Genomic DNA, 23,482 nt, shown 5'->3' on the forward strand with positions numbered 1-23,482 from the left:
GGTCAGGTTTTGACTGGGTTGAGCTCCACATGAAAACGGCAGCCATTGGGCTCCATGGTGCTCAGGCTTACGCTCCAGCCCTGGCTTTCGCAGATCCGTTGCACCAGCGACAGGCCAAGGCCGAGGCCCTCGCCACGTTTCTCGCTACCGCGCACGAACGGCTCGAACATCGCTTCGCGCTTCTCCTCGGGGATGCCGACACCGGAGTCCTCCACCACGAAGCCACTGGGCTCCAGTGTCAGGCGGATAAACCCGTGTTCGGTGTAATGCAGGGCATTGCGCAGCAAGTTGCCCATCACCGCATGCAAGAAGGTGGTGTTGTAGCGGGTGTCCAGGGGGTTGCCCGGCAGGTAGATCAACGCCAGGCCTTTTTTCTCGATGGGCTCGCGCCAGATACCGAGCAGGTCTTCGGCCACCTGGGTGAGGTTGCCCTGGGGCGAACTGGCAGCGTCGTCGTGTTTGGCGCGGGCCAACATCAGGAAGGTCTGCACCAGCTCGCGCATTTCTTCACAGGCACGGGCAATGCGCTCGACCTGGTTGCGACCACGTTGATCGATCGCCGGGTTTTCGCGCAGCAGTTCGCAAGAACTGGCCAGGACCATCAAGGGCGTGCGCAACTCATGGCTCACATCGCTGGTAAACAGCTGCTCGCGCGACAACGCCTGGCGCAAACGGCCGAGGGTGGCGTCGAACGCCACCGCCAGCTCGCCTACTTCATCGGCCGCGTAATCCGGCGCCAGGGGCGGAGCCAGGCCTAACAGTTGGTCACGATGACGGACCTGGCGAGCCAGGCGTACCACCGGCGCCATCACCTTGCGGGCCAGCACCCAGCCGAGGAACGCCGCCAGCGCCAGGCTGAGCACGAAGCCCACCAGCACCACCGCAAACAGCACGCGCTCACGCTCTTCGAAATCGCTCTGGTCTTGCAGCAACACATAACGCCGACCATCAACCACTTCAACCATGGCGTGGTACGACAGCGCCTCGCGAAACACCTCATGAAACCCTGGGTCCAGATGGCGCAGATCCTTGGGCAGTTCAAAATCGCCACGCCCGCCGCTGAAATAAAACAGCTGGTCCGGCTCTGGCCGGTGGCTCCAGTCTTCGACGCTGTCCATCAGCAACAGGCGTTGCAGGTCACCGCCCAGGCCCGCCGAGATCAACTTCTCCTCCACCAGGTGCACCGTCGCAATGATGCCCACGGCGAAGGCCCCCGCCACCAACGCACTCATCAAGGCGAAAGCGATGATGATCCGCTGGGCAAGGCTTTGCTTAAACTCCATCACGACCCTCGGCCAGGCGATAACCCACACCGTGCACCGTTTGCAGCAACGGTTTGGCGAAAGGCTTGTCGATCACTTGGCGCAGTTGATGAACGTGGCTGCGCAGGCTGTCGCTGTCCGGGCAGTCGTCGCCCCACAGGGCTTCTTCGAGAACTTCACGGCGCAAAACATGCGGGCTTTTCTGCATCAGCACGGCGAGCAGTTTCAGGCCCACCGGGTTGAGCTTGAGCAGGCGCCCTTCGCGGGTAACTTCCAGCGTATCGAGGTCGTAGTTCAGGTCACCCACTTGCAGCGCACGACGCCCGCCGCCCTGAGCACGGCGCAACACCGCTTCGATACGCGCGGCCAGTTCCGACAAGGCGAACGGCTTGAGCAGGTAATCATCGGCGCCAGACTTGAAGCCCTGCAGCCGGTCGTCTAATTGATCGCGAGCGGTGAGCATGATCACCGGTGTGTCGCGGCGCGCGTCTTCGCGCAGGCGCTTGCACAGGGTGTAACCATCGATGCCGGGCAGCATGATATCGAGCACGATCAGGTCGTAATGCTCGGTGGCCGCCAGGTGCAGGCCCGACAAACCGTCCTGCGCACAGTCCACTGTGTAGCCTTTGAGCCCCAGGTAATCGGCCAGGTTGGCGAGGATATCGCGGTTGTCTTCAACCAATAGAATTCGCATGGGCAGTGTCTCCGTACGCGGTAACGGCCGTGTTGGCTCGCGCAGCTTAAGGCCAAGCGGGGCTCAGGGATAGAGGTGAGAGCCCCGTCGATAAAGGTTTTCAACTGTTTGTAAAGCCAAACAAGTTTTTCACTATAGCTTCACAAACTAACTACAGTGCCAGGACGAAGATCGCCCCCCATTGATATAAGGAACTTAGACATGGGTTTTTTCAAAACAGCGCCAATGCGCTATTTGCTGTTGATCACCGGTGCCTGGTTACTGGTTTTCCTGCTCACCCGCAGCGTGCTGCTCATTACCCACCTGGATGAAGTCAGCGGCAACCTGTTGCCGGTGTTTGGCGTGGGTTTGCTCTACGACTTGGGTTTCCTGGCCTATGCAGCCTTGCCGCTTGGCCTGTATCTGCTGCTCTGCCCGCCTGCCTTGTGGCGCCGCCGTGGCCATCGCTGGTTCCTGCAAGCGGTGCTGACCATCAGCCTGTTCGCCATGCTGTTCACCTCGGTGGCCGAATGGCTGTTCTGGGATGAGTTTGGCGTGCGCTTCAACTTTATCGCCGTCGATTACCTGGTGTACTCCGATGAGGTACTGAACAACCTGCTGGAGTCTTACCCGATCGGCAAGCTGCTGAGCCTGCTGGCGATGCTTGCACTGATTCTGAGCGTGGCTCTGCGCAAGCCCTTCAATGCCGCGCTGGCAGCGCCCTTGCCTGCGCTGCGTGGCCGTTTGGTCAACGCCCTGGGCCTGCTGGTGCTCGCCGGCCTCAGCCTGCAACTGGTCAGCCAGGACAGCCCGCGCACCCAAGGCGGCAACGCGTACAACAACGAATTGGCCAGCAACGGCCCCTATCAGTTCTTTGCCGCGTTCCGTAACAACGAATTGGACTACACCCAGTTCTACAAAAGCCTGCCGACCGATGTGGTCGCCAAGCAGTTGCGCGCCGAACTCAGTGAACCCAACGCCCGCTTTATCGACCAGGACCCGCTGGATATTCGCCGTGCCATCACCAACCCCGGCACACTGCGCAAGCCCAACATCGTGCTGGTGACCATCGAGAGCTTCAGCGCCAAGTACATGGGCAGCAATGGCGATGCGCGCAACCTCACGCCCAATCTGGATGCGTTGCGCCAACAGAGCCTGTACTTCAATAACTTCTATGCCACCGGTACGCGCACCGACCGCGGCCTGGAAGCTATTACCCTGGCAATTCCACCGACGCCGGGGCGTTCGATCGTCAAGCGCATCGGCCGCGAAAGCGGGTTCGCCAGCCTGGGTCAACAGCTCTCGGCCATCGGTTATGACAGCGTGTTTGTCTACGGCGGGCGCGGTTACTTCGACAATATGAACGCGTTCTTCAGCGGCAACGGTTATCGGGTGGTGGACCAGAGCAGCGTGCCCGAAGCAGAAATCTCATTCAAAAACGCCTGGGGCATGGCCGACGAAGACCTGTTCAAACAGACCTTGAAACTGGCCGACGCTGATTACGCCAAGCAACAGCCGTTCTTGCTGCAACTGATGACCACCTCCAACCATCGCCCCTACACCTACCCGGACGGGCGTATCGACATCAAGTCCGGCAAGGGCCGCGACGGCGCGGTGAAATACACCGACTACGCCATCGGCCAGTTCCTTGAGGCGGCGCGCCAGAAGCCGTGGTTCGATAACACGATCTTCGTGTTCGTCGCCGACCACACGGCTGGCAGCGCCGGCAAGGAAGACCTGCCGATCACCAACTACCAGATTCCGCTGTTTATCTACGCGCCCAAGCTGATCGACGCACGGGAATCCGCCCAACTGTCCAGCCAAATCGACCTGGCGCCGACCTTGCTGGGCCTGCTCAACCTGAGCTACGAATCGACATTCTTTGGCCGCAACCTGCTGCAAGACAACCCATTGCCTCCACGGGTGGTGGTGGGCAATTACCAGCACCTGGGTTTGTTTGATGGCAAGGACCTGGCGATCCTCAGCCCGCGACAAGGTTTGCGTCGCCACGACCAGGCCCTGGGCGAGAGCCAGGAGCTGCGCGTCGGTAGCGATGACCCCTTGATCCAACGGGCGATCACCTACTACCAGGCCGCCAGTTATGGCTACAAACAGCAACTGCTGAGCTGGAAAGCGCCCAAGGAAGAGACTCCTGTCTTAAGCAAACGCTAATCAAAAAGCCCCGTGCAGGTAGCACGGGGCTTTTTCACCAAGGTTCGAGATGAAATCCCCCTCCTCTTTACCGGTTTCCAAACCGCTTAATTTTTGGCTGTGCCTGGGCCTGCCTGCCAGCGCTGCAGTGGCCTTGCTGTTGCTGGAACTGACGTCACTGGACATGGACCTGGCCAGGCATTTCTACAGCGCAGAGGCGGGCGGCTTCATTGGCCGCTATAGCTTCTTTCTTGAAGACATCCTGCATGACCGTGCCAAGCAACTGGTGATCCTGTTTTCGGTACTGGCGATTCTGGGGCTGGTCGGCAGCTTCATCCTGCAGCGGCTCAAACCGTACCGCCGTGAACTGGTGTGCCTGGTGCTGTCGCTGGGTATGGCAACGGCGTTCGTGTCGCCACTGAAAACCATCACCGCCGTGCAATGCCCCTGGAGCCTCAAGGAATTCGGCGGCCAGGAAACCTACAGCGAACTGCTCAGCCCGCGCCCGCCTACCGACAAACCCGGCCGCTGCTGGCCCGGCGGGCATGCCGCCACCGGGTTTGCCTTGTTCGCCTGGTTCTTCGCTCTGCGGGATCGACGGCCACGGCTGGCGCGCTACGCGTTCATCTTTGCTGTCAGCCTGGGCAGCGTGTTTTCCGTCAGCCGTATGCTGCAAGGAGCGCACTTTTTTTCCCACAACGTGTGGACAGCGATCTTTTGCTGGTTGATTTGCCTGGGGCTGTACTGCTTGTTGCTGTACCGGCCTGCACGGCAACGGTCATAGCTTTCTGTAGGAGCGAGCTTGCTCGCGAAAAGCTTCAACGATAACGCGTGCTTGCTGAATGAACGCGGCGCCTTTGAGTTTTTCGCGAGCAAGCTCGCTCCTACAAAAAAGCCATTAGGGCTGCCTGCGAAAGCCAACGGTAACCACGATGCGAAGCGAGTCGCTCTTGATCTGCTCTTGATCTGCTCTTGATCTGCTTTTGATTTTGATCTTAAGCGCCCCGTCAAACCACGCTGGCCGGAATTCGACAGGGATTTGGGGGGTAAACCGGCAGGGATGCCGGTTTAGCCGCCCCGCGCCATGGATGGCGCGTGGCGGCGGCCCCCCAAATCCCTGGCGGATTACGGGCACACCGAGCCTAGGCGAGGTGCCGAGTGGTGGGGCAAGAGCCCTTTGGTTACTTTGGGGCTTTTCCAAAGTGACCCGCCGTCAGGGCGGAACCCTAAGCGGCCGTTACCGCAACAATGGATATGTACACAATCCAACTGTGTCGCCTGCAAGGCCGCCTTCGCGAGCAAGCCCGCTCCCACATTGGGATCGCGGGGTGTCAGGGAGATTGCCGTCGGCTGGCAGGGCGTCATCGCAGGCAAGCCAGCTTCCACAGTTGGATCGTGGGGGTGTCAGGGAGATCTGCGCCAGTCACGGGAGCAAGCTCCCTCGCCACAGGTCCAGCACACAGCCGTGCATAAAAAAGCCCCGCCTGCATCACTGCAGGCGGGGCTTTTTATAGCGCCGGGTAAGACTGGCTTACATCATGCCGCCCATGCCACCCATGCCGCCCATGTCTGGCATACCGCCGCCAGCGCCTTCAGCCTTAGGCTTGTCGGCAATCGCAACTTCGGTGGTCAGCAACAGACCAGCGATCGAAGCGGCTGCCTGCAGAGCCGAACGAGTCACCTTGGTTGGATCCAGGATGCCCATTTCGACCATGTCGCCGTATTCGCTGGTAGCAGCGTTGTAACCGTAGTTACCTTTGCCGTTCTTCACTTCGTTGACCACAACACTTGGCTCGTCGCCGCTGTTGGAAGCGATCTGGCGCAGCGGTGCTTCAACGGCACGACGCAGTACAGCGATACCGACGTTCTGATCAGCGTTGTCGCCGGTCAGGCCAGTCAGGGCTTCCAGAGCACGGATCAGCGCAACGCCACCGCCAGGTACCACGCCTTCTTCAACGGCTGCACGGGTTGCGTGCAGGGCGTCTTCAACGCGGGCCTTCTTCTCTTTCATTTCAACTTCGGAGCCAGCGCCAACCTTGATCACTGCAACGCCGCCAGACAGCTTGGCCAGACGCTCTTGCAGTTTTTCACGGTCGTAGTCCGAGGAAGTCTCGGCAACCTGGGCACGGATCTGAGCGATACGGGACTCGATGTCGCCTTCAACGCCAGCACCGTCAACGATGATGGTGGCTTCCTTGGACAGGGTCACGCGCTTGGCGCTACCCAGGTTTTCCAGGGTGGCGCTTTCCAGGCTCAGGCCGATCTCTTCGGAGATAACGGTACCGCCGGTCAGAACGGCGATGTCCTGCAGCATGGCCTTGCGACGGTCGCCGAAGCCTGGAGCCTTGACGGCTGCAACCTTGACGATGCCACGCATGTTGTTCACAACCAGAGTCGCCAGGGCTTCGCCTTCAACGTCTTCAGCCACGATCAGCAGTGGGCGGCCGGCTTTGGCAACGGCTTCCAGTACTGGCAGCATTTCGCGGATGTTGGAGATCTTTTTGTCGACCAGCAGGATCAGCGGGCTGTCCAGCTCGGCAACCATGGTGTCCGGCTTGTTGACGAAGTACGGGGACAGGTAGCCACGGTCGAACTGCATGCCTTCTACAACCGACAGTTCGTTTTCCAGGCCCGAGCCTTCTTCAACGGTGATCACGCCTTCTTTACCGACTTTTTCCATGGCTTCGGCAATGATGTCGCCGATGGAGCTGTCGGAGTTGGCAGAGATGGTACCTACCTGAGCGATGGCCTTGGTGTCGGCGCATGGCTTGGACAGGTTCTTCAGCTCTTTGACGATGGCGATGGTCGCCTTGTCGATGCCGCGCTTGAGGTCCATCGGGTTCATGCCGGCAGCAACGGACTTCAGGCCTTCATTGACGATCGACTGAGCCAGTACGGTCGCGGTGGTAGTACCGTCACCTGCGTCATCGTTGGCACGGGAGGCAACGTCTTTGACCAGCTGCGCGCCCATGTTTTCGAAACGGTCTTCCAGTTCGATTTCTTTGGCTACGGAAACGCCGTCCTTGGTGATGGTCGGAGCGCCGAAGCTCTTCTCGATGATCACGTTACGGCCTTTCGGGCCCAAGGTCGCTTTTACTGCGTCAGCCAGTACGTTGACGCCAGTGAGCATTTTCTTGCGGGCGGAGTCGCCGAATTTAACTTCTTTAGCAGCCATGATCGATATTCCTTAAATACTTTGTAGTAACGGGAAAATGAGCGAGGAAATCAGTCTTCCAGAACGGCGAGAATTTCGTTCTCAGCCATTACCAGCAGGTCTTCGCCGTCTACTTTCACAGTGTTGCTGCCGGAGTAAGGGCCGAAAACAACCTTGTCACCCACTTTCACGGCCAGTGCGCGTACATCACCGTTCTCCAGGGTTTTGCCTGGGCCAGCAGCGACGATCACACCGTGGTTGGCTTTTTCAGCAGCCGAACCTGGCAGAACGATCCCGCCAGCGGTTTTCTTTTCTTCTTCGCTGCGACGGATTACGACGCGGTCGTGCAGAGGACGAAGCTTCATTGTCGATCTCTCCTAATTGTGTTTTTCATCGGCCGGTATCAATTCCGGCGGGTTAAATTCCGGCGGTGCCGGTCGCGGCTCGCTGGGCGAGACGCGGAAGTCTGTCTGATGTCACCACCAGAAACCTTGCGGTGACCGTTACATAAGGGCGCCCAGGCTTATTACAAGGGGCCGGGGATGAAATTTTTTGTGTCGGTTCAAGGGCAAATGCAACACGGCACCCGAAGGTGCCGTGCCGGTGAAACGGTTATTTGTTGTCGCGGTGTTCGAATTCGCCTTCGATCACATCACCTTCACGCCCCAGGGGTTGGCGCGGAGCCGGGCCGCCACGGGGTTGCAGGTCGTCGGCGAACGCACGTTGGCGCATCGCGGCCTCTTCGGCACGCTGGCGCATCTTGCCGGCCAGCAGCTTGCGGGTGAACGGCAGCAACAACACCAGGCCGAGCACATCGCTGATAAAGCCCGGCAGGATCAGCAGGCCACCGGCCAGGGCCATCATCAGGCCCTCAAGCATGGTCTGGGCCGGCAGTTCGCCGCGGTTCAGGCTTTCACGGGCACGCAGAGCGGTCGCCAGGCCGGCGACACGCAGCACCAGCACGCCAAGCATGGAGCCTACGATGATCAGCAGCAGCGCCGGGAAGAAACCGATCGCACCGCTGACTTTAACGAATACGAACAGCTCCAACACCGGAAACAGCAGAAAGAGCAATAAAAAAGGGCGCATCAAATGGTTCCTCAACGCAAGAATGCCTTGCCAGTTCACCTTAGATGACGTCGCCATTGCGTGAATTCAAGCAGTAACCGCGGTTTTTTTCGGCCAGACCTCGGCGTGCGCCAATGAAACCAGGGCTTCGCGTACTTGTGTCGGCGTATTGCAGGGCTCGGCAAACCCTAGCCAATGTAACGACTGACCAATGCGCAGATGCATGCCTTCGCTGTCGATACCGGCCAGTTGCGCAGGCTCGGTGGTGGGCAAGCCGCCCAGCTCGACGTAATGGGCGATGGCCTTGGTGTGATCGCTGTTCATGTGCTCGATCATGCTGCGCTCGGCCTTGCCCGCAAAGGGGTTGGCCAAGGTCAACTGGTCGACCCAATGGATCGCGCCGAACCCACCGATATAACGGTGGCGCACCGGCTTGAGTACCCAGAAATCGAAATCATGGGCCTTGTGGTAGTTGGCCGAATCAGGGAAGTAGCGGTAGTAGCGCTCGGCAGCGGCTTCGATGGCGGCGGCATCTTCCAGCTTCTCGGCTTCGGCCAGGTAGGTCAGGCGCCCGACGGCTTGCACATCATCGGCCTCACGCTCCCCCACCAGCAGCGAACACTTGGGGTCTTTTTGCAGGTTATGGGTGTGCTGGGCAATGCGGCTGATCAGGATCAGCGGGCGGCCCTGCTCGTCCAGGCAGTAGGGCACCACCGAGCCGAAGGGAAAGCCGGGCATAGCTTTGGACTGTGTGGCGAGCGCCCCACGGTATTCCTTGAGCAACAGCTCTCGGGCGTTCTTGGCAACCTGCGTGCTCAATATAGGATTCCTCGGATGTTCCGCCGCCCATGGCATATGGGAATGGATCTCAACACAAGGTAATCAATATCCGCGCAGGTTGCCAGAGGGGCCGACGCCGGTTTACCAGGCCACGCCAAAGCCTGCGGTGTAGCGGGTCTTGCTCAAGCTGCTGTCGGAGTCGCCGCTGATGATGTCACGCTCGGCCTTGAGGTTGAGCGATGCCCATTCGGTGACTTTGTAGCGCAGGCCCATCTCGGCATCCAGGGAGTAATCGGCCGGGCCGTCCAGAGGCTTGCCCAATTCGCCGTTGGTGAAGAACTCCACGGTCTTGCCCACCAGGTAGCGGTTGTAGTTCCACTTCATGGCCAGGGAATAGAAGTTGTCCTTGCCGCCGTCGGCATATTCGTAATCGGTGCGGTTGACCAGCGAACCAAGGGAGAACGCGCCCAACTCATCGTCCCAGAACTGGTAGCCCGGGCCGGTACCCACGGTGCGCTGGCGCGCCAGGTCTTCGACCTTGTCGCGCTTGTAGGTCAGGCGACCCTGCCAGAACCAGTGTTCTGTAATGAAGCGGTCCAGGTCGTATTCCAGGGCCCAGTTGTCGGTGGTGGTGACGTCGTCCTGGAACTCGCGGTTGTATTCGCCCTTGCCCGTATGACGCCACTGGCCGTGACGGGCCGAGGTCTTGAAGTCGATGTCGTAGTCGTTGGTGTCTTTGTCGGCGCGCTTGTAGTCCAGCGCCAGGTCGACGTTGCCCTTCCACACCAAGTCTTCGATCACCGGCTTGGGCTTCATGATCTGTTGGATACTTGCCAGTTCCACCGTCTTGGGCGCCTCGCCATTGGCCAGCACCACCTTGCCGTCATCCGCTGCCTGCAAGGACTTGGCCTTTTCACCGGTGTAGGCGTCCTGCTTGACCAGCAGTTCCTGGTCACTTTCCAGGGTTTTAACCTGCTTCCAGTCCACCGGGATGGAGCCTGCGTAGGAGGTTTGGATCAGCAACTTGCCACCGTCGAAGACTTTGATCTTGCCGGTGAGCCGGTCACCGTTTTTCAACCAGACGGTATCGGCAAGCAAGGGCGTGGAAGCACTGAAAACAGCAAGGCACAACAGGGTTCTGGACAACATAAGCAAGTACGGGGCTCAGGGTAGGCAAAAAAGGGGCGTTATAGTGTTACATGGCTAGAACTGACTCAAGGATTTATATTGAGTTCAATACTCATCGCCATGTTTACAGACGTTTCTGACAAAACAACGACGATCTCAACGGATATGCCCACAGTGATCTCACCCGCCGATACGCCACAAAGCCCCGCCGAGATGCGCCGCACTGCCCTGTACCTGACGCTGTCGCAGGTGCCCGAAGGCTGCGTGGTGAGTTACGGCGAGCTGGCACACCTGGCGGGTTTGGGGCGTGCTGCCCGCTGGGTCGGGCGCACCCTGAGCCACCTGCCGCAGGACACGCGATTGCCCTGGCATCGAGTGCTGGGTGCCGGTGGTCGGATAAGTCTGCCGGTGGGCAGTGCCTCGGGTGACGAACAACGTGCGCGTTTACGTAGCGAAGGCGTCACTATCCTGAACAATCGTGTTGATATTCAGCGTCATGGCTGGCGCCCGGTAGAGCACAGCGGTTAGAGTGCGCGCTTTGTTTCCGCAAATCTGAGGCAGACTCCAGCCCATGCCCCGTAAAACCTGGCGCGCCGCGCTCGCCGCCTATGCCAGCCCTTCGACGTTAGTGCTGTTGTTGCTCGGTTTCGCCGCCGGCATGCCTTACATGTTGGTGTTTTCGACGCTTTCAGTGTGGCTGCGTGAAGCCGGTGTGGCCCGCGAGACCATTGGCTATGCGAGCCTGATCGGTCTGGCCTACGCCTTCAAATGGGTCTGGTCGCCGCTGCTCGACCAATGGCGCCTGCCGTTGCTGGGCAAACTGGGGCGCCGTCGCTCGTGGCTGGTGCTGGCCCAATCGTTGGTGATCCTCGGATTGATCGGCATGGGTTTTTGTGACCCGCAAAAACATCTGTCCTGGTTGATCGCCATTGCGGTGGTCGTCGCCTTCGCGTCGGCCACCCAAGACATCGCCGTGGATGCCTACCGCCTGGAAATCGCCGACGACAGCCGTCAGGCCGCCCTGGCGGCAAGCTACATGTCTGGTTATCGCATCGCCGCCCTGCTGGCCACGGCCGGTGCGCTGTTCTTTGCCGAAGGCTTCGGCTCCACCGGCTTCAACTATAAACACTCGGCCTGGACCGGCACCTATGTGCTGTTCGGCGTGTTGATGGTGCCGGCGCTGCTCACCACGTTGTTTATGCGTGAACCCGATGTGCCACTGCGCACCCAACTGCAGGCCGGGCGCTACAGTTTCATGCACCAGTTGGTGTCGGTGTTTGTCCTGATCGTGCTGTTGGTCTCGGTGCCGGCGATGTTCACCCAGCTGTACAACACCGACTTTGCCAGCGTGCTGTTCCAGGGCGTGAGCCTGTGGGAACTGCTGATGGAAGACCGCGCCTTCCTGCGTGCCATCCTCTATATAACGCTCACTGCCCTGTGCCTTTCGGCCATGGGCCGCCGGGGCCTGGCGCCCGTGCTCACGCCGGTCAACGACTTTATCCTGCGCTACCGCTGGCAGGCGCTGCTGCTGCTCGGGCTGATTGCCACCTATCGCATGTCCGACACAGTGATGGGCGTCATGGCCAACGTGTTTTATATCGACCAGGGTTTCACCAAGGACCAGATCGCCGGGGTGAGCAAGATCTTCGGCCTGATCATGACCCTGCTCGGTGCCGGCATGGGCGGGCTGTTGATCGTGCGGTTCGGGATATTGCCGATCCTGCTCATCGGCGGCATAGCCTCGGCCGGCACCAACCTGCTGTTCGTGATGCTCGCCGACATGGGCCCCGACCTGCAGATGCTGATTGTCACCATCTCCCTGGACAACTTCAGTTCGGGCATGGCCACTTCAGCGTTCGTGGCTTACCTGTCGAGCCTCACCAACCTCAAGTTCTCCGCCACCCAATATGCGCTGCTCAGCTCGATCATGCTGTTGCTGCCACGTTTGATCGGTGGGTATTCGGGGGTGATGGTGGAGAAGTTCGGTTACCACAACTTCTTTATGATCACCTGCCTGATGGGTGTGCCGACGCTGTTCCTGATTGCGCTGCATTGGTTCCAGGAGAACCGCCGCGCCCGGCTGAATCCCCCTGAAGAAACGGACCCCTTGTAGGAGCGAGCTTGCTCGCGAAAAACGTCAACGATAAAGCGGGCTTCCTGAATGAACGCGGAGCCTGTGAGTTTTTCGCGAGCAAGCTCGCTCCTACAGGCATCAGGGCCAGTCACGCTACAGTCAGATCCCCCGCAACGTCACGCCTGTACTCCGGCGACAAGCGCCCGTACAATCCCAAGTCATTTCAAGTCCAAGCAACCGACAACGGCCTACCATGCGTACCAGTCAATATTTGCTCGCCACACAGAAAGAAACGCCTTCCGACGCGGTTGTGATCAGCCATCAGCTGATGCTGCGCGCCGGTATGATCCGCAAACTGGCCTCGGGCCTGTACACCTGGTTGCCCATGGGCTTGAAGGTGATGCGCAAGGTCGAAGCCATCGTTCGTGAAGAAATGAACGCTGCCGGCTCTCTGGAAGTGTTGATGCCGAGCACCCAACCGGCTGAGTTGTGGCAGGAATCCGGGCGCTGGGAAGAGTACGGCCCTGAGTTGCTGCGTTTTAAAGACCGTCATGGCCGCGATTTCTGCGCCGGCCCGACCCACGAAGAAGTCATCACCGACCTGATGCGCAATGAGCTGAGCAGCTATAAGCAGTTGCCGCTCAACCTGTATCAGATCCAGACCAAGTTCCGTGATGAAATCCGCCCACGCTTCGGCTTGATGCGTGGCCGCGAATTCATCATGAAGGACGCGTATTCGTTCCACGCCGACCAGGCTTCCCTGCAAGCGACCTACGACCGCATGCACCAGGCCTACTGCAACGTGTTCACGCGCCTGGGCCTGAAGTTCCGCCCGGTTGAAGCGGACAACGGCTCCATCGGCGGTGCCGGCTCCCACGAATTCCACGTGCTGGCCGAGTCCGGCGAAGACGATATCGTGTTCAGCAACGGTTCCGACTACGCGGCGAACATCGAGAAGGCCGAAGCCATACCACGTGAAACCTCGCGCCCTGCTCCCACCGAGGAGCTGCGCCTGGTCGACACGCCAGACACCAAGACCATCGCGGCCCTGGTGGAGAAATTCAATCTGCCGATTGAAAAGACCATCAAGACCCTGATCGTGCGCGCCGAAGAAGAAGGCAAGCTGATCGCCCTGGTGATCCGTGGCGACCACGAGCTCAACGAAATCAAGGCCGCCAACCAGCCTGGCGTCGCCAGCCCGCTGGTCATGGCCACCGATGCCGAACTGCGCGACGCCATTGGCGCCGGTGCCGGCTCCCTGGGCCCGCTGAACCTGCCGCTGCCGATCATCATCGACCGCTCGGTGGAGCTGATGAGCGACTTCGGTATCGGCGCCAACATCGACGACAAGCACTACTTCGGCGTGAACTGGGAGCGCGACCTGCCGGTTCCGACCGTGGCCGACCTGCGCAATGTCGTGGCCGGCGACCCGAGCCCGGATGGCAAGGGCACCCTGGAGATCAAGCGCGGCATCGAAGTCGGGCACATCTTCCAGCTGGGCAACAAGTACAGCAAGGCGATGAAGTGCGAAGTACTGGGTGAGAACGGCAAGCCGATCACCCTGGACATGGGCTGCTACGGCATCGGCGTGTCCCGCGTGGTGGCTGCTGCCATCGAGCAGAACAACGACGAGAAAGGCATCATCTGGAGTGACACCCTGGCGCCGTTCCAGGTGGCCCTGGTGCCGTTGCGCTATGAAACCGAGCAAGTACGCGAAGCCACCGACAAACTGTACGCGGAACTCACCGCTGCCGGTTTTGAAGTGCTGCTCGATGACCGGGACAAGAAAACCAGCCCGGGCATCAAGTTCGCCGACATGGAACTGATTGGCATCCCGCACCGGATCGTGGTCAGTGACCGCGGCCTGGCTGATGGCAATCTGGAATACAAGAGCCGGACCGAAGCCGAAGCCCAACCGTTGCCGGTGGCTGACGTGCTGTCTTTCCTCCAGGCGCGTATTCGTCGCTGAAAACCAGATCAAGAGAAGTCATGTTCAAGCGAAACACCAGAGCCCTGGGGGGCGCCGCCTTGTGCGGCGCCCTGCTGGTCAGCGGCTGCGCCAATCAGATGTCGCAACGCAGCGAACACGAGGAGCGGGTCGAGCGTAAGTTGCTCGACCACAGCCTGCAGATCGATGTAGGCGAGCCTAAAGTGCTGGAGCTGCCGCAACGCCGGGTTCGCATTCATGAGCAGAAGACCTTCGAGGTCACCGAATTCGAAGTCACCCGTCGTTATGACCGCTACACGCCCTACCAACCCTGGCGCAAACTCTATGAGATACCGCTGGGTGCCGCGGCGCTGGTGGCGGGCGTGGGTGCCAACGTGGTGAATATCTTCGCCCTCGGCAACCTGCCCACGAGTGTGACCCATGACTGGTTGAGCTACGGCGTGGACGGCATCAACCCGTTCATGAACGTGCAATCCCACGGCCGTGCGCAACAGAACCTGGCGGCTATCGATGAAGTCCAGCGTGACAAACGCCTGGAGTATTCGAGCCTGCCCTGGAGCGAGCGCCCGGTACAAGTCACCGCCGGCAAGCAGACCCACGAACTGACCACCGACCGCAACGGCATCCTGCGCCTGAACCTGTTGGACAGCCCCTTTGCCGAGCAAGACCTGAACCGCGTCACCACTTTGAAGATCAGTGTGGAGGATGGCCAGGACGACGTGCATACCGACTCGACCCTGGCGGTCAGCAACACGTTGCGCAGCAAGCTGCTCGAAGCCCATGCCCTGATCTACGACGATCTGGAAGATGACGAAGTGAACCAGTGGGTACACCGAGTCAAACGCCTGTCGGAGCTGGGGCTGGAAGAAGAAGCCAGCGAGCTGGAACAAAGCCTGATCGAACTGACGCGCAATGACCCGGAGCTGCAGCAGGAGTTTGTGCAGGCGTTGACCAAGGATGCGGGGCGGTTGGTGGCAGACCCTGGCGCACGCTGATCGCTCAATGCTTGTGAAGATCAAACGGTTGGAGCTGGCTTGCCTGCGATAGCCATAGGTATCTACACAACCTTGGTGCGACGCTGGACCTGTGGCGAGGGAGCTTGCTCCCGTGACGACCGGATAGCCAACGCTTTTCTAACTGACGCACCGCGATCCAAATGTGGGAGCTGGCTTGCCTGCGAAGACGGCCTGACAGGCAATACAGTTGGACCGGGTACATATCCGTTATTTAGGTAACGGCCACTTAGGGTTCCGCCCTGACGGCGGCTCACTTTTGAAAAGCGCAAAAGTAAGCAAAACGCTCTTGCCCCACCACTCGGCACCTCGCCTAGGCTCGGTGTGCCCGTAATCCGCCAGTGATTTGGGGGGCCGCCGCCACGCGCCATCCATGGCGCGGGGCGGCTAAACCGGCATCCCTGCCGGTTTACCCCCCAAATCCCTGTCGAATTCCGGCCAGCGTGGTTTAACGGGGCGCCTAAGATCAAAAGCAAGATCAAGATCAAGAACGACTCGCTTCGCATCGTGGTTACCGGCGTTTTTCAAGGTAGTTGTCGCGTCCACCGTCGCGCTACGCGATTTTTATTACCACGGTCAGCTCCCTTTCGGGGTTCAGATACACCGTCCCGATAGGGTTCCAGTTGCGTGTCTCTCCTGACCATCGTTCCGGTCTTTTCTCTCTGGCCTGCCGGTATATCGCATCTCGACTAGCCAAGATTTCTCGGTCTTTTCCTTCATGACGTTGAGCCGGTGTTACGAAGCGGATCCGGCTATGACGGTGCACGGTGTTGTACCAGGTCATAAAATTCCTCACCCAGATACGCGCATCATCCAGGCTGGTAAACCCTGCCTGTGGCCACTGCGGGCAGTATTTCAGTGTCCTGAACAGTGATTCCGAGTACGGGTTGTCGTTGCTAACCCGTGGTCGACTGCGAGACGGCGTGATGCCCAGGTCATACATCTTGGTCAGTAACGTCACCGATTTCATTGGTGCACCATTGTCCGAGTGAAGCACCAGCGGCTGGCGCCAACACTTCTCCTGAGTCACGCTTCGTTGCAGCAACGCTGCCGCCTTTTCCCCGCTCTCGGCTTCATAAACTTCCCAGCCCACGGCTTTTCGGCTGTAGATGTCTTCGATCAGATAGAGATAGTAAAATTTCCCGCGAACCGGGGACGGCAGGTAGGTGATGTCCCATGACCACACCTGATTAGCTGAAGTCGCTGCGTAAGTGGTCGGTGCCTCATGGCGATGCGGTCGCTTGGCTCTGGATCGGTGATGCTGCTGACCTGCCGCATGCAGCACACGATAAAAAGTCGCCTCCGAGGCTACATATCTTCCTTCATCGGCCAATTGCGGCACGATCTGGCTTGGCGGGAGGTGCGCGTAAGCTTTGCTGTTGCACAGCGTCACGATGCCTTGTCGCTCAAGCTCACTGAGCGCGTTGTTCGGTATCGGCCTGAGCGTCGTCGTGCGTCCATCTGCCAAGAGTTCTTGCGGCAAGCTCCAGCGTTGCAGCGTCCTCAGTGAAATGCCTACCTCCTGACAAGCAGGCGCCCTGCGGGCGCCCGCCAGAATGGCTTCATTAAGCCAATCAACGAGTAAATACCGTTCTGGCAACAAGGTCAGGTGGCCTCGTCGTCGCTCCCCCAGTAGGCATTGAGCTTTTTTCGTAGTACCAGTAAAGCCGCTGTTTCAGCCAGGGCTGCATCTTTGCGGCGCAACTCACGTTCAAGTTCACGGATACGATTTTTATCATCCCGTGACTGTCCGGAGCTTGCAGTTTTCGCGGTTGACTGTTTCGTGCTGCCGGCGATAAAAGCGTTGCGCCAATCGGTTATTTGCTCGGGAAAAATACCTTTTCGTCGGCAGTACTCACCGATTTCCAGTTCCGATAGCGAACCTGTTTCTATGATGATCGCCAGCTTGGATTCGGCTGACCAATTTTCGGCCGGTTGCTTGGCATCGGACAATTGCGTTCCTCTGGCGGCAGCTTGTTTGCGCCAATAATGGAGAGACATATCGCTGCAACCTTCGCGCCGAGCGACCTCCGCCGCCGAGAGGCTCAGGGGCGGAAGCATCATTTTCAGCAGCGCAGCTTTACGTTCTTCTGAATAGAAAGGCATGACCATACTCTTGCCGCCCCCGGAATGCTTTTCAAAAAGCGGGGGACACGACAACTACCCTGACACCGGGGGTTACCGTCTACCGTTAGAACCCACAAAGTTGTGTAGATACCTATGCTGCGATAGCGGTGTATCAGTTACAACATTCGTGACTGACACTCCGCCATCGCAGGCAAGCCAGCTCCCACATTTGCTTCGTGGTTTTTACCAGGAAAACTCGAGCTGTTCGTTGCCGCCACTCAGGTCCAGCAACCGTACGCCTATCCCCAGCAACCGCACCGGCTTGCCCCCGCGATTGAACGCCTGGGTCATCAACTGCTCATAACTCTCCAGATCCCGCCCTGCCCCGGCCTGTTCCAGCGTCGTCTGGGTAAAGTCATGAAACTTCACTTTGACGAACGGCTTGCCCGCCCGGTAGCTGCTGTCGATACGCGCCATGCGCCCGGCCAGGGTTTCCATCAGTTGCGGCAGTTTCGCCAGGCAACTCGGAAGGTCTGGCAGGTCCACGTCGAAGGTATTTTCCACACTGATGGACTGCCGCCGGCTGTCGTTTTGCACCACGCGGTCATCAATCCCACGGGCCAGGCTCCAGAGGCGCTCGCCGAAACTGCCGAATTCGCGCACCAGTGCCAGTTTGTTCCAGTCACGCAATTGCAGGCAGTCCTCGATGCCCAGGCGCGCCAGCTTGTCGGCGGTGACCTTGCCCACGCCATGCAGCTTGCTGACACGCAACTGCGAAACAAAGTCTTCGACCTGATTCGGCGTGATCACAAACAACCCATTGGGCTTCTTCCAGTCGCTGGCGATCTTAGCCAAAAACTTGTTGGGCGCTACGCCGGCAGACACGGTGATATGCAACTGGTTGGAAACACGGCGCCGAATGTCCTGGGCAATACGCGTGGCGCTGCCGCCAAAATGCGGGCTGTCGGATACGTCGAGGTAAGCCTCATCCAGCGACAACGGCTCGATCAAGTCGGTGTAGTCGCGAAAAATCAGCTGGATTTCTTTTGATGCTTCTTTATAGGCATCCATGCGCGGCTTGACGATGGTCAAGTCCGGGCACAGCTTCAAGGCATGACGTGACGACATCGCCGAACGCACCCCATACGCCCGCGCCTCGTAGTTGCAGGTGGCGATCACGCCGCGCCGATCTGCCGAGCCACCGACGGCCAAGGGCTTTTGCGCCAGGCTCGGGTCGTCGCGCATCTCGATGGCGGCGTAGAAGCAATCACAGTCGACGTGGATGATTTTGCGCTGCGTCATATAAACGGGGTGTTAACCAACGGGTGGCCAGTATCGCACTCACCCCTGTATATAGCACCAGTAGTTTGAATCTTCCGCCTCAGCGGTAGGAAATTTCATAGATGAATATATTTTCTCAATCGAATCTAGCATCCCAATAGAGCTGAAAGCCTTGTCCTGCCTGGCCTGGAACCCTCTCAAACCGCCCTTTTAAGCGCTAACCGATTGAAGCACAAGCGCTTTTCTTCAGTTTACGGGTTGACACACTCGCGTTCCTCTGTAGAATGCCGACACACAGACGCGGGATGGAGCAGTCTGGTAGCTCGTCGGGCTCATAACCCGAAGGTCGTCGGTTCAAATCCGGCTCCCGCAACCAAACATCAAAAAAGGCTACTCGAAAGAGTGGCCTTTTTTGTGCGCGCTTGTTTTGCCTGCACAATGCAGCCAACACCTTGATTTCAGAATAATTAGCGCTTATTTCAGCGATCGGCTCATTAACGGTTGACACCCCGCCGTTGGGCTGTAGAATGCCGCCCACAGACGCGGGATGGAGCAGTCTGGTAGCTCGTCGGGCTCATAACCCGAAGGTCGTCGGTTCAAATCCGGCTCCCGCAACCAAACATCAAAAAAGGCTACTCGAAAGAGTGGCCTTTTTTGTATCTGGCGAAAAAGTTCTTCTGAAACAATGGCATGGCATCTTTCATGAAACCGTAGACGGTTTGCACAGTCCATCTCATTGCACGCTAGGCTCAATGCTCAAGCGCTACCCCTCTACGACCAATGGCCGCAGTCGCCGCGCCCGGTGATCCGCGTTAATATTTGTAATTATTTTGTCCATAGGGATTGGTAACTTGGCTGGATACCTCCATCCTGTCGCGCACAATCCACGAGGTGATTGATGCGCGCCAACTCGTCTGAACCACAAGACACCGTCACAGCAGAACAACCGATCACTCCCACCCGTTTGCGGTGGCTGGACCTGTTGAGCAAGTACCGCCAGCCCATCGGCCTGGCCGTGACGCTCCTGCTGTTTGCAATCGCCCTGATCGCCTGCCGGCACCTGCTGCTGGAGCTGGACCTCTACGCCCTGCACGATTCGATCCTGGAAGTGCCCAAGCCCGCCCTGTTGGGTGCCTTTGCGGCAGCGGTTGCCGGCTTCATTATCCTGCTCGGCTATGAGTTCTCCGGCGCGCGGTATGCTGGCGTGCAATTGCCCGCCAAAACCCTGGCCCTGGGTGGTTTCACCGCCTTTGCCATTGGCAACGCCATTGGTTTGTCGATGCTCTCGGGCGGTTCGGTGCGCTACCGTTTATATGCACGGCATGGCATCGGCGCCTCGGAAGTGGCGCACATGACCGTATTCGCCAGCCTGGCCCTGGGCTGTGCCCTGCCGCCGCTGGCCGCGCTGGCCACGTTGAGCAACTTGCCGGCCGCTTCCACTTACCTGCATTTATCGCAAAGCCTGCTCGGTGGCATTGCCGGCGCCGTGCTGCTGTTGTCGGTGCTGCTGTGCATCGGCATCTATCGCCGCCGCCTGCCGGAGCAGCCCTACCCCGACAACCTGCTGGTCAAGGCCGGGCGCCGTACCCTGCGCCTGCCAGGCCGACGCCTGACGTTCCTGCAACTGATCATCACCGCACTGGACGTCGCCGCAGCCGCTACCGTGCTGTATCTGCTGTTGCCGGAAGCGCCGCCCTTCGGCCCGTTCCTGTTGGTGTACCTGCTGGCGCTGGCCGCGGGTGTACTCAGCCATGTGCCGGGCGGCGTGGGTGTATTCGAAGCGATCCTGCTGGCGGCCTTTGCCGACAAGCTCGGTGCCGCGCCCCTGGCCGCGGCTTTGCTGCTGTACCGCATGATCTACGTGGTGCTGCCGCTGCTGATCGCCTGTGTATTCCTGCTGGTCAACGAGGCCCAGCGCCTGTTCCAGACCCAGCAAAGCCTGCGGGTGGCATCAGGGCTGGCAGCGCCAGTATTGGCCGTCCTGGTTTTTTTGTCCGGCGTGGTCCTGCTGTTTTCCGGCGCCACGCCAGAGATCGACTCACGCCTGGAAAACATCGGCTTCCTGATCCCCCATCGTCTGATTGACGCGTCGCACTTCGGTGCCAGCCTGATCGGCGTGTTGTGCCTGTTGCTCGCCCAGGGCCTGCGTCGGCGGTTGTCGGCGGCCTGGATGCTGACCATGGTGCTGCTGCTGGTCGGCGCCCTGCTCTCTCTGCTTAAAGGCTTCGACTGGGAAGAAGCCAGCCTGATGACCATGACCGCAGTGCTGCTGGCGATCTTCCGCCGCTCGTTCTACCGCGCCAGTCGCCTGACCGAGTTGCCGTTTTCGCCGCTGTACCTGGTGGCCAGTGTCTGTGTGCTCGGTGCCTCGATCTGGCTGCTGCTGTTTGCCTATCAGGACGTGCCCTACAGCCATCAACTCTGGTGGCAGTTCACCCTCGATGCCAACGCCCCGCGTGGCTTGCGTTCGCTGCTCGGCGCCGCCGTGTTGCTGGTGATCGTGTCGCTGACCTGGCTGCTGCGCACGGCACGCCCGGTCATCCACCTGCCGACCCCGGAAGAACTGGAGCGCGCCAGCAAGATCCTGATGGCCTCGTCCCAACCCGACGGCGGCCTGGCGCTCACTGGCGACAAGGCGCTGCTGTTTCACCCTAACGATGAAGCTTTCCTGATGTATGCCCGTCGCGGGCGTAGCCTGGTGGCGCTGTATGACCCCATCGGCCCAACCCAACCGCGCGCCGAGATGATCTGGCAGTTCCGCGACCTGTGCGACATCCACCACGCCCGCCCGGTGTTCTACCAGGTACGCGCCGAGAACCTGCCGTATTACATGGATATCGGCCTCACCGCGATCAAGCTGGGTGAAGAAGCCCGCGTCGACCTGAAACGCTTTGACCTGGAAGCCAAGGGCAAAGAAATGAAGGATTTGCGCTACACCTGGAACCGTGGCACCCGGGACGGCCTGTCCCTGGAGATCTGCGAACCAGGCAAGGCGCCGATGGATGAATTAAAAGTCATCTCCGATGCCTGGCTTACAGGTAAGAATGTGCGGGAAAAGGGCTTCTCCCTGGGCCGTTTCAGCGATGACTACCTCAAGCACTTTCGTATCGCGATCATTCGCTTCGAAGGGCGCCCGGTGGCCTTCGCCAATTTGCTCGAAACCTACAACCATGACCTGGCCAGCCTCGACCTGATGCGTGCCCACCCGGACGCGCCCAAATTGACCATGGAATTTATGATGGTGGGCCTGATTCAACATTATAAGAGCCACGACTACGCGCGCTTCAGCCTCGGCATGGTGCCGTTGTCGGGCTTGCAACCGCGCCGTGGCGCACCGCTGACCCAGCGCCTGGGCTCGATGGTGTTCCGCCGTGGCGAGCAACTGTATAACTTCCAAGGTTTGCGCCGCTTCAAAGACAAGTTCCAGCCCGACTGGGAACCCCGTTACATGGCCGTGCCCGCAGGACTGGATCCGCTGGTGGCATTGGCCGATACCGCCGCCCTGATCGCGGGCGGCTTGACTGGATTGGTGAAACGCTGATGATTCGACGCTCCTGGCGGTATGTATTGGCTTTAGTGGTGCTGCTTGCGCTGATCGCGGCGGGTGGCTTCTGGTACTGGAACCGCCCTGCCCCGCAGCCGACCCTGGAGCATTTGCCCCAGGCCGACGGTTCGGTAATGACCCGCGTAACCCCGGCCAGCAACGCAAAAGCCCGCGTGGCCGTGGCGGTGATGGCCGACGAAACCTTGACCGACAGCCAACTGATGGCCCTGAGCCAGGGCGGTGCTGCGCAACTGGTTCAGGTGGTGCTGCCCAAAGATGACTGCGCATTGCAGGAAAAAGCCCTGCAAGGCGCCCTGGCCCAGCTCAAAGGCCCGGCGACCCTGGTCAGCGGCATCGGCCCTGGCGCCGCACTCGCCTGGCGCTGGCTGGCCACCCAGAACGACGACAAGGCTAACGCCATCTCTGTAGGCTTCGCCCTGAAACAGGAAGGCTGCAACGACCCGCTGCCGAAAACCGCCGCCCATGGCAACTGGCTGGTGGCGTGGAACGATAACCCCGACGATGAAAGCGCCAGTTTCGTACGTGACACACCGCGCGCCACCACCAGTATCAGCGACTACGACATTCATTACCCACAGGTGCTGAACAACGAACTGCGCAAGCAACTGGTCGGTTCGGACAACGGCGGCCTGGCGATTCCGGTGGTAGAAGTTCCCGCCGGCCAAGCCAAGGACACCGTGACCCTGTTCCTCTCCGGTGACGGCGGCTGGCGCGACCTGGACCGCGACGTGGCGGGCGAGATGGCGAAGATCGGCTACCCGGTGGTGGGCATCGACACCCTGCGCTACTACTGGCAGCACAAAACGCCTGAGCAAAGCGCCAAGGACCTCACCGAGCTGATGCAACACTACCGGCAAAAGTGGGGCACCAAGCGCTTCGTGTTGACCGGTTACTCGTTCGGCGCCGACGTATTGCCGGCGATCTACAACCGTATGCCAGAGAACGAACAGCAACGGGTAGACGCGATCATCCTGCTGGCCTTCGCCCGCACCGGCAGCTTTGAAATCGAAGTGGAAGGCTGGCTGGGCAACGCCGGCAAAGAAGCCGCCACCGGCCCGGAAATGGCCAAGCTGCCGCCTGAGAAAGTCGTGTGCATCTACGGTGCCGAAGAAGTCGACGAGAGCGGCTGCACCGACAAGACCGCCGTGGGCGAAGCCATGAAGCTGCCGGGCGGGCATCACTTCGATGAGAACTACCCGGCGCTGGCCAAGCGTCTGGTGGAGATTATCGTCAAGCATCAGGCCAAAGCCGAGTAATCCCGCGCCACACACAAAACAAAATGTGGGAGCGGGCTTGCTCGCGAAAGCGGTGGATCAGT

The 23,482-nt window shown here is 59.7% G+C and carries 17 protein-coding genes and 2 tRNA genes; 10 read left to right on the forward strand and 9 right to left on the reverse strand.

Annotated features, from left to right (window positions below):
• Window positions 1-2: 2 nt before the first annotated feature.
• Together ACWHXD_RS25165 and colR are read right to left on the reverse strand one after the other, a co-directional pair.
• Window positions 3-1,283 carry a sensor histidine kinase gene (locus ACWHXD_RS25165; RefSeq protein WP_003193935.1) on the reverse strand — a complete coding sequence of 427 codons (1,281 nt, stop codon included), beginning with the start codon at window positions 1,281-1,283 and terminating at the stop codon, window positions 3-5.
• Window positions 1,273-1,956: a two-component system response regulator ColR gene (gene colR, locus ACWHXD_RS25170; protein WP_003193936.1), complete on the reverse strand. Its 684-nt coding sequence runs from the start codon at window positions 1,954-1,956 to the stop codon at window positions 1,273-1,275. The genes ACWHXD_RS25165 and colR overlap by 11 nt, the downstream gene beginning before the upstream one ends.
• 201 nt (window positions 1,957-2,157) lie before the next feature.
• On the opposite strand from colR, the gene ACWHXD_RS25175 reads away from it, so the two are divergent.
• Together ACWHXD_RS25175 and ACWHXD_RS25180 are read left to right on the forward strand one after the other, a co-directional pair.
• On the forward strand, window positions 2,158-4,107 hold the full coding sequence (locus ACWHXD_RS25175) for an LTA synthase family protein (protein WP_138762257.1): 1,950 nt from the start codon (window positions 2,158-2,160) through the stop codon (window positions 4,105-4,107).
• Between the two features lie 49 nt (window positions 4,108-4,156).
• Window positions 4,157-4,870, forward strand: a complete 714-nt coding sequence (locus ACWHXD_RS25180; RefSeq protein ID WP_034134540.1) for a phosphatase PAP2 family protein — start codon at window positions 4,157-4,159, stop codon at window positions 4,868-4,870.
• A gap of 747 nt (window positions 4,871-5,617) precedes the next feature.
• On the opposite strand, the gene groL is transcribed toward ACWHXD_RS25180, so the two are convergent.
• The 5 genes from groL to ACWHXD_RS25205 form a co-directional block, all read right to left on the reverse strand.
• Entirely contained in the window at window positions 5,618-7,261 is a 1,644-nt protein-coding gene (groL, locus tag ACWHXD_RS25185) for a chaperonin GroEL (RefSeq protein ID WP_032895444.1), read from the reverse strand.
• 50 nt (window positions 7,262-7,311) lie between these two features.
• Entirely contained in the window at window positions 7,312-7,605 is a 294-nt protein-coding gene (locus tag ACWHXD_RS25190; protein WP_003193940.1) for a co-chaperone GroES, read from the reverse strand.
• A gap of 247 nt (window positions 7,606-7,852) precedes the next feature.
• Window positions 7,853-8,329 (reverse strand): FxsA family protein, encoded by a 477-nt coding sequence (locus ACWHXD_RS25195; RefSeq protein ID WP_034128625.1) that lies wholly within the window; start codon window positions 8,327-8,329, stop codon window positions 7,853-7,855.
• A gap of 66 nt (window positions 8,330-8,395) precedes the next feature.
• On the reverse strand, window positions 8,396-9,127 hold the full coding sequence (locus tag ACWHXD_RS25200) for a HugZ family pyridoxamine 5'-phosphate oxidase (RefSeq protein WP_032895442.1): 732 nt from the start codon (window positions 9,125-9,127) through the stop codon (window positions 8,396-8,398).
• Window positions 9,128-9,229: 102 nt separating this feature from the next.
• Complete coding sequence (locus ACWHXD_RS25205; protein ID WP_098950472.1) at window positions 9,230-10,237, reverse strand: DUF481 domain-containing protein; 1,008 nt, start codon at window positions 10,235-10,237, stop codon at window positions 9,230-9,232.
• Window positions 10,238-10,381: 144 nt separating this feature from the next.
• Between ACWHXD_RS25205 and ACWHXD_RS25210 the strand changes: the two genes are divergently transcribed.
• From ACWHXD_RS25210 to ACWHXD_RS25225, 4 genes are all read left to right on the forward strand, one after another.
• On the forward strand, window positions 10,382-10,744 hold the full coding sequence (locus ACWHXD_RS25210; RefSeq protein WP_192901644.1) for an MGMT family protein: 363 nt from the start codon (window positions 10,382-10,384) through the stop codon (window positions 10,742-10,744).
• Between the two features lie 43 nt (window positions 10,745-10,787).
• On the forward strand, window positions 10,788-12,329 hold the full coding sequence (locus tag ACWHXD_RS25215) for an AmpG family muropeptide MFS transporter (protein WP_138762256.1): 1,542 nt from the start codon (window positions 10,788-10,790) through the stop codon (window positions 12,327-12,329).
• Window positions 12,330-12,543: 214 nt separating this feature from the next.
• On the forward strand, window positions 12,544-14,259 hold the full coding sequence (locus ACWHXD_RS25220) for a proline--tRNA ligase (protein ID WP_032895438.1): 1,716 nt from the start codon (window positions 12,544-12,546) through the stop codon (window positions 14,257-14,259).
• A gap of 20 nt (window positions 14,260-14,279) precedes the next feature.
• Window positions 14,280-15,233 (forward strand): hypothetical protein, encoded by a 954-nt coding sequence (locus tag ACWHXD_RS25225; protein ID WP_138762255.1) that lies wholly within the window; start codon window positions 14,280-14,282, stop codon window positions 15,231-15,233.
• A gap of 571 nt (window positions 15,234-15,804) precedes the next feature.
• Here the strand turns inward: ACWHXD_RS25225 and ACWHXD_RS25230 are convergent.
• A protein-coding gene (locus ACWHXD_RS25230) for an IS3 family transposase (protein WP_192901687.1) occupies window positions 15,805-17,357 on the reverse strand; the annotation gives its coding sequence in 2 pieces (ribosomal slippage) (window positions 15,805-16,895 and window positions 16,895-17,357; 1,554 coding nt in all).
• A gap of 204 nt (window positions 17,358-17,561) precedes the next feature.
• Window positions 17,562-18,620, reverse strand: a complete 1,059-nt coding sequence (gene dinB, locus ACWHXD_RS25235; protein WP_138762254.1) for a DNA polymerase IV — start codon at window positions 18,618-18,620, stop codon at window positions 17,562-17,564.
• A gap of 278 nt (window positions 18,621-18,898) precedes the next feature.
• Here dinB and ACWHXD_RS25240 point away from each other — a divergent pair.
• From ACWHXD_RS25240 to ACWHXD_RS25255, 4 genes are all read left to right on the forward strand, one after another.
• Window positions 18,899-18,975 (forward strand) — tRNA-Met (locus ACWHXD_RS25240).
• A gap of 165 nt (window positions 18,976-19,140) precedes the next feature.
• Window positions 19,141-19,217, forward strand: a tRNA-Met gene (locus tag ACWHXD_RS25245).
• A 280-nt stretch (window positions 19,218-19,497) separates the two neighbouring features.
• The gene (mprF, locus tag ACWHXD_RS25250) at window positions 19,498-22,140 is read left to right on the forward strand and encodes a bifunctional lysylphosphatidylglycerol flippase/synthetase MprF (RefSeq protein ID WP_003193949.1); all 2,643 of its coding nucleotides are present in this window, start codon (window positions 19,498-19,500) and stop codon (window positions 22,138-22,140) included.
• A complete protein-coding gene (locus ACWHXD_RS25255) occupies window positions 22,140-23,420 on the forward strand; it encodes a virulence factor family protein (RefSeq protein WP_138762253.1) in 1,281 nt (426 codons plus the stop codon). The genes mprF and ACWHXD_RS25255 overlap by 1 nt, the downstream gene beginning before the upstream one ends.
• Window positions 23,421-23,482: the final 62 nt, after the last annotated feature.

It is taken from the genome of Pseudomonas fjordensis (genome assembly GCF_976987115.1).

What these genes read in the sequence shown, in the direction of transcription:
- ACWHXD_RS25220 (WP_032895438.1), top strand. Translation starts at nt 12,544, where the DNA reads ATGCGTACCAGTCAATATTTGCTCGCCACACAGAAAGAAACGCCTTCC.
- ACWHXD_RS25165 (WP_003193935.1), bottom strand. Translation starts at nt 1,283, where the DNA reads ATGGAGTTTAAGCAAAGCCTTGCCCAGCGGATCATCATCGCTTTCGCC.
- ACWHXD_RS25195 (WP_034128625.1), bottom strand. Translation starts at nt 8,329, where the DNA reads ATGCGCCCTTTTTTATTGCTCTTTCTGCTGTTTCCGGTGTTGGAGCTG.
- mprF (WP_003193949.1), top strand. Translation starts at nt 19,498, where the DNA reads ATGCGCGCCAACTCGTCTGAACCACAAGACACCGTCACAGCAGAACAA.
- colR (WP_003193936.1), bottom strand. Translation starts at nt 1,956, where the DNA reads ATGCGAATTCTATTGGTTGAAGACAACCGCGATATCCTCGCCAACCTG.
- ACWHXD_RS25180 (WP_034134540.1), top strand. Translation starts at nt 4,157, where the DNA reads ATGAAATCCCCCTCCTCTTTACCGGTTTCCAAACCGCTTAATTTTTGG.
- ACWHXD_RS25190 (WP_003193940.1), bottom strand. Translation starts at nt 7,605, where the DNA reads ATGAAGCTTCGTCCTCTGCACGACCGCGTCGTAATCCGTCGCAGCGAA.
- groL (WP_032895444.1), bottom strand. Translation starts at nt 7,261, where the DNA reads ATGGCTGCTAAAGAAGTTAAATTCGGCGACTCCGCCCGCAAGAAAATG.
- dinB (WP_138762254.1), bottom strand. Translation starts at nt 18,620, where the DNA reads ATGACGCAGCGCAAAATCATCCACGTCGACTGTGATTGCTTCTACGCC.
- ACWHXD_RS25210 (WP_192901644.1), top strand. Translation starts at nt 10,382, where the DNA reads ATGCCCACAGTGATCTCACCCGCCGATACGCCACAAAGCCCCGCCGAG.
- ACWHXD_RS25175 (WP_138762257.1), top strand. Translation starts at nt 2,158, where the DNA reads ATGGGTTTTTTCAAAACAGCGCCAATGCGCTATTTGCTGTTGATCACC.
- ACWHXD_RS25225 (WP_138762255.1), top strand. Translation starts at nt 14,280, where the DNA reads ATGTTCAAGCGAAACACCAGAGCCCTGGGGGGCGCCGCCTTGTGCGGC.
- ACWHXD_RS25215 (WP_138762256.1), top strand. Translation starts at nt 10,788, where the DNA reads ATGCCCCGTAAAACCTGGCGCGCCGCGCTCGCCGCCTATGCCAGCCCT.
- ACWHXD_RS25205 (WP_098950472.1), bottom strand. Translation starts at nt 10,237, where the DNA reads ATGTTGTCCAGAACCCTGTTGTGCCTTGCTGTTTTCAGTGCTTCCACG.
- ACWHXD_RS25255 (WP_138762253.1), top strand. Translation starts at nt 22,140, where the DNA reads ATGATTCGACGCTCCTGGCGGTATGTATTGGCTTTAGTGGTGCTGCTT.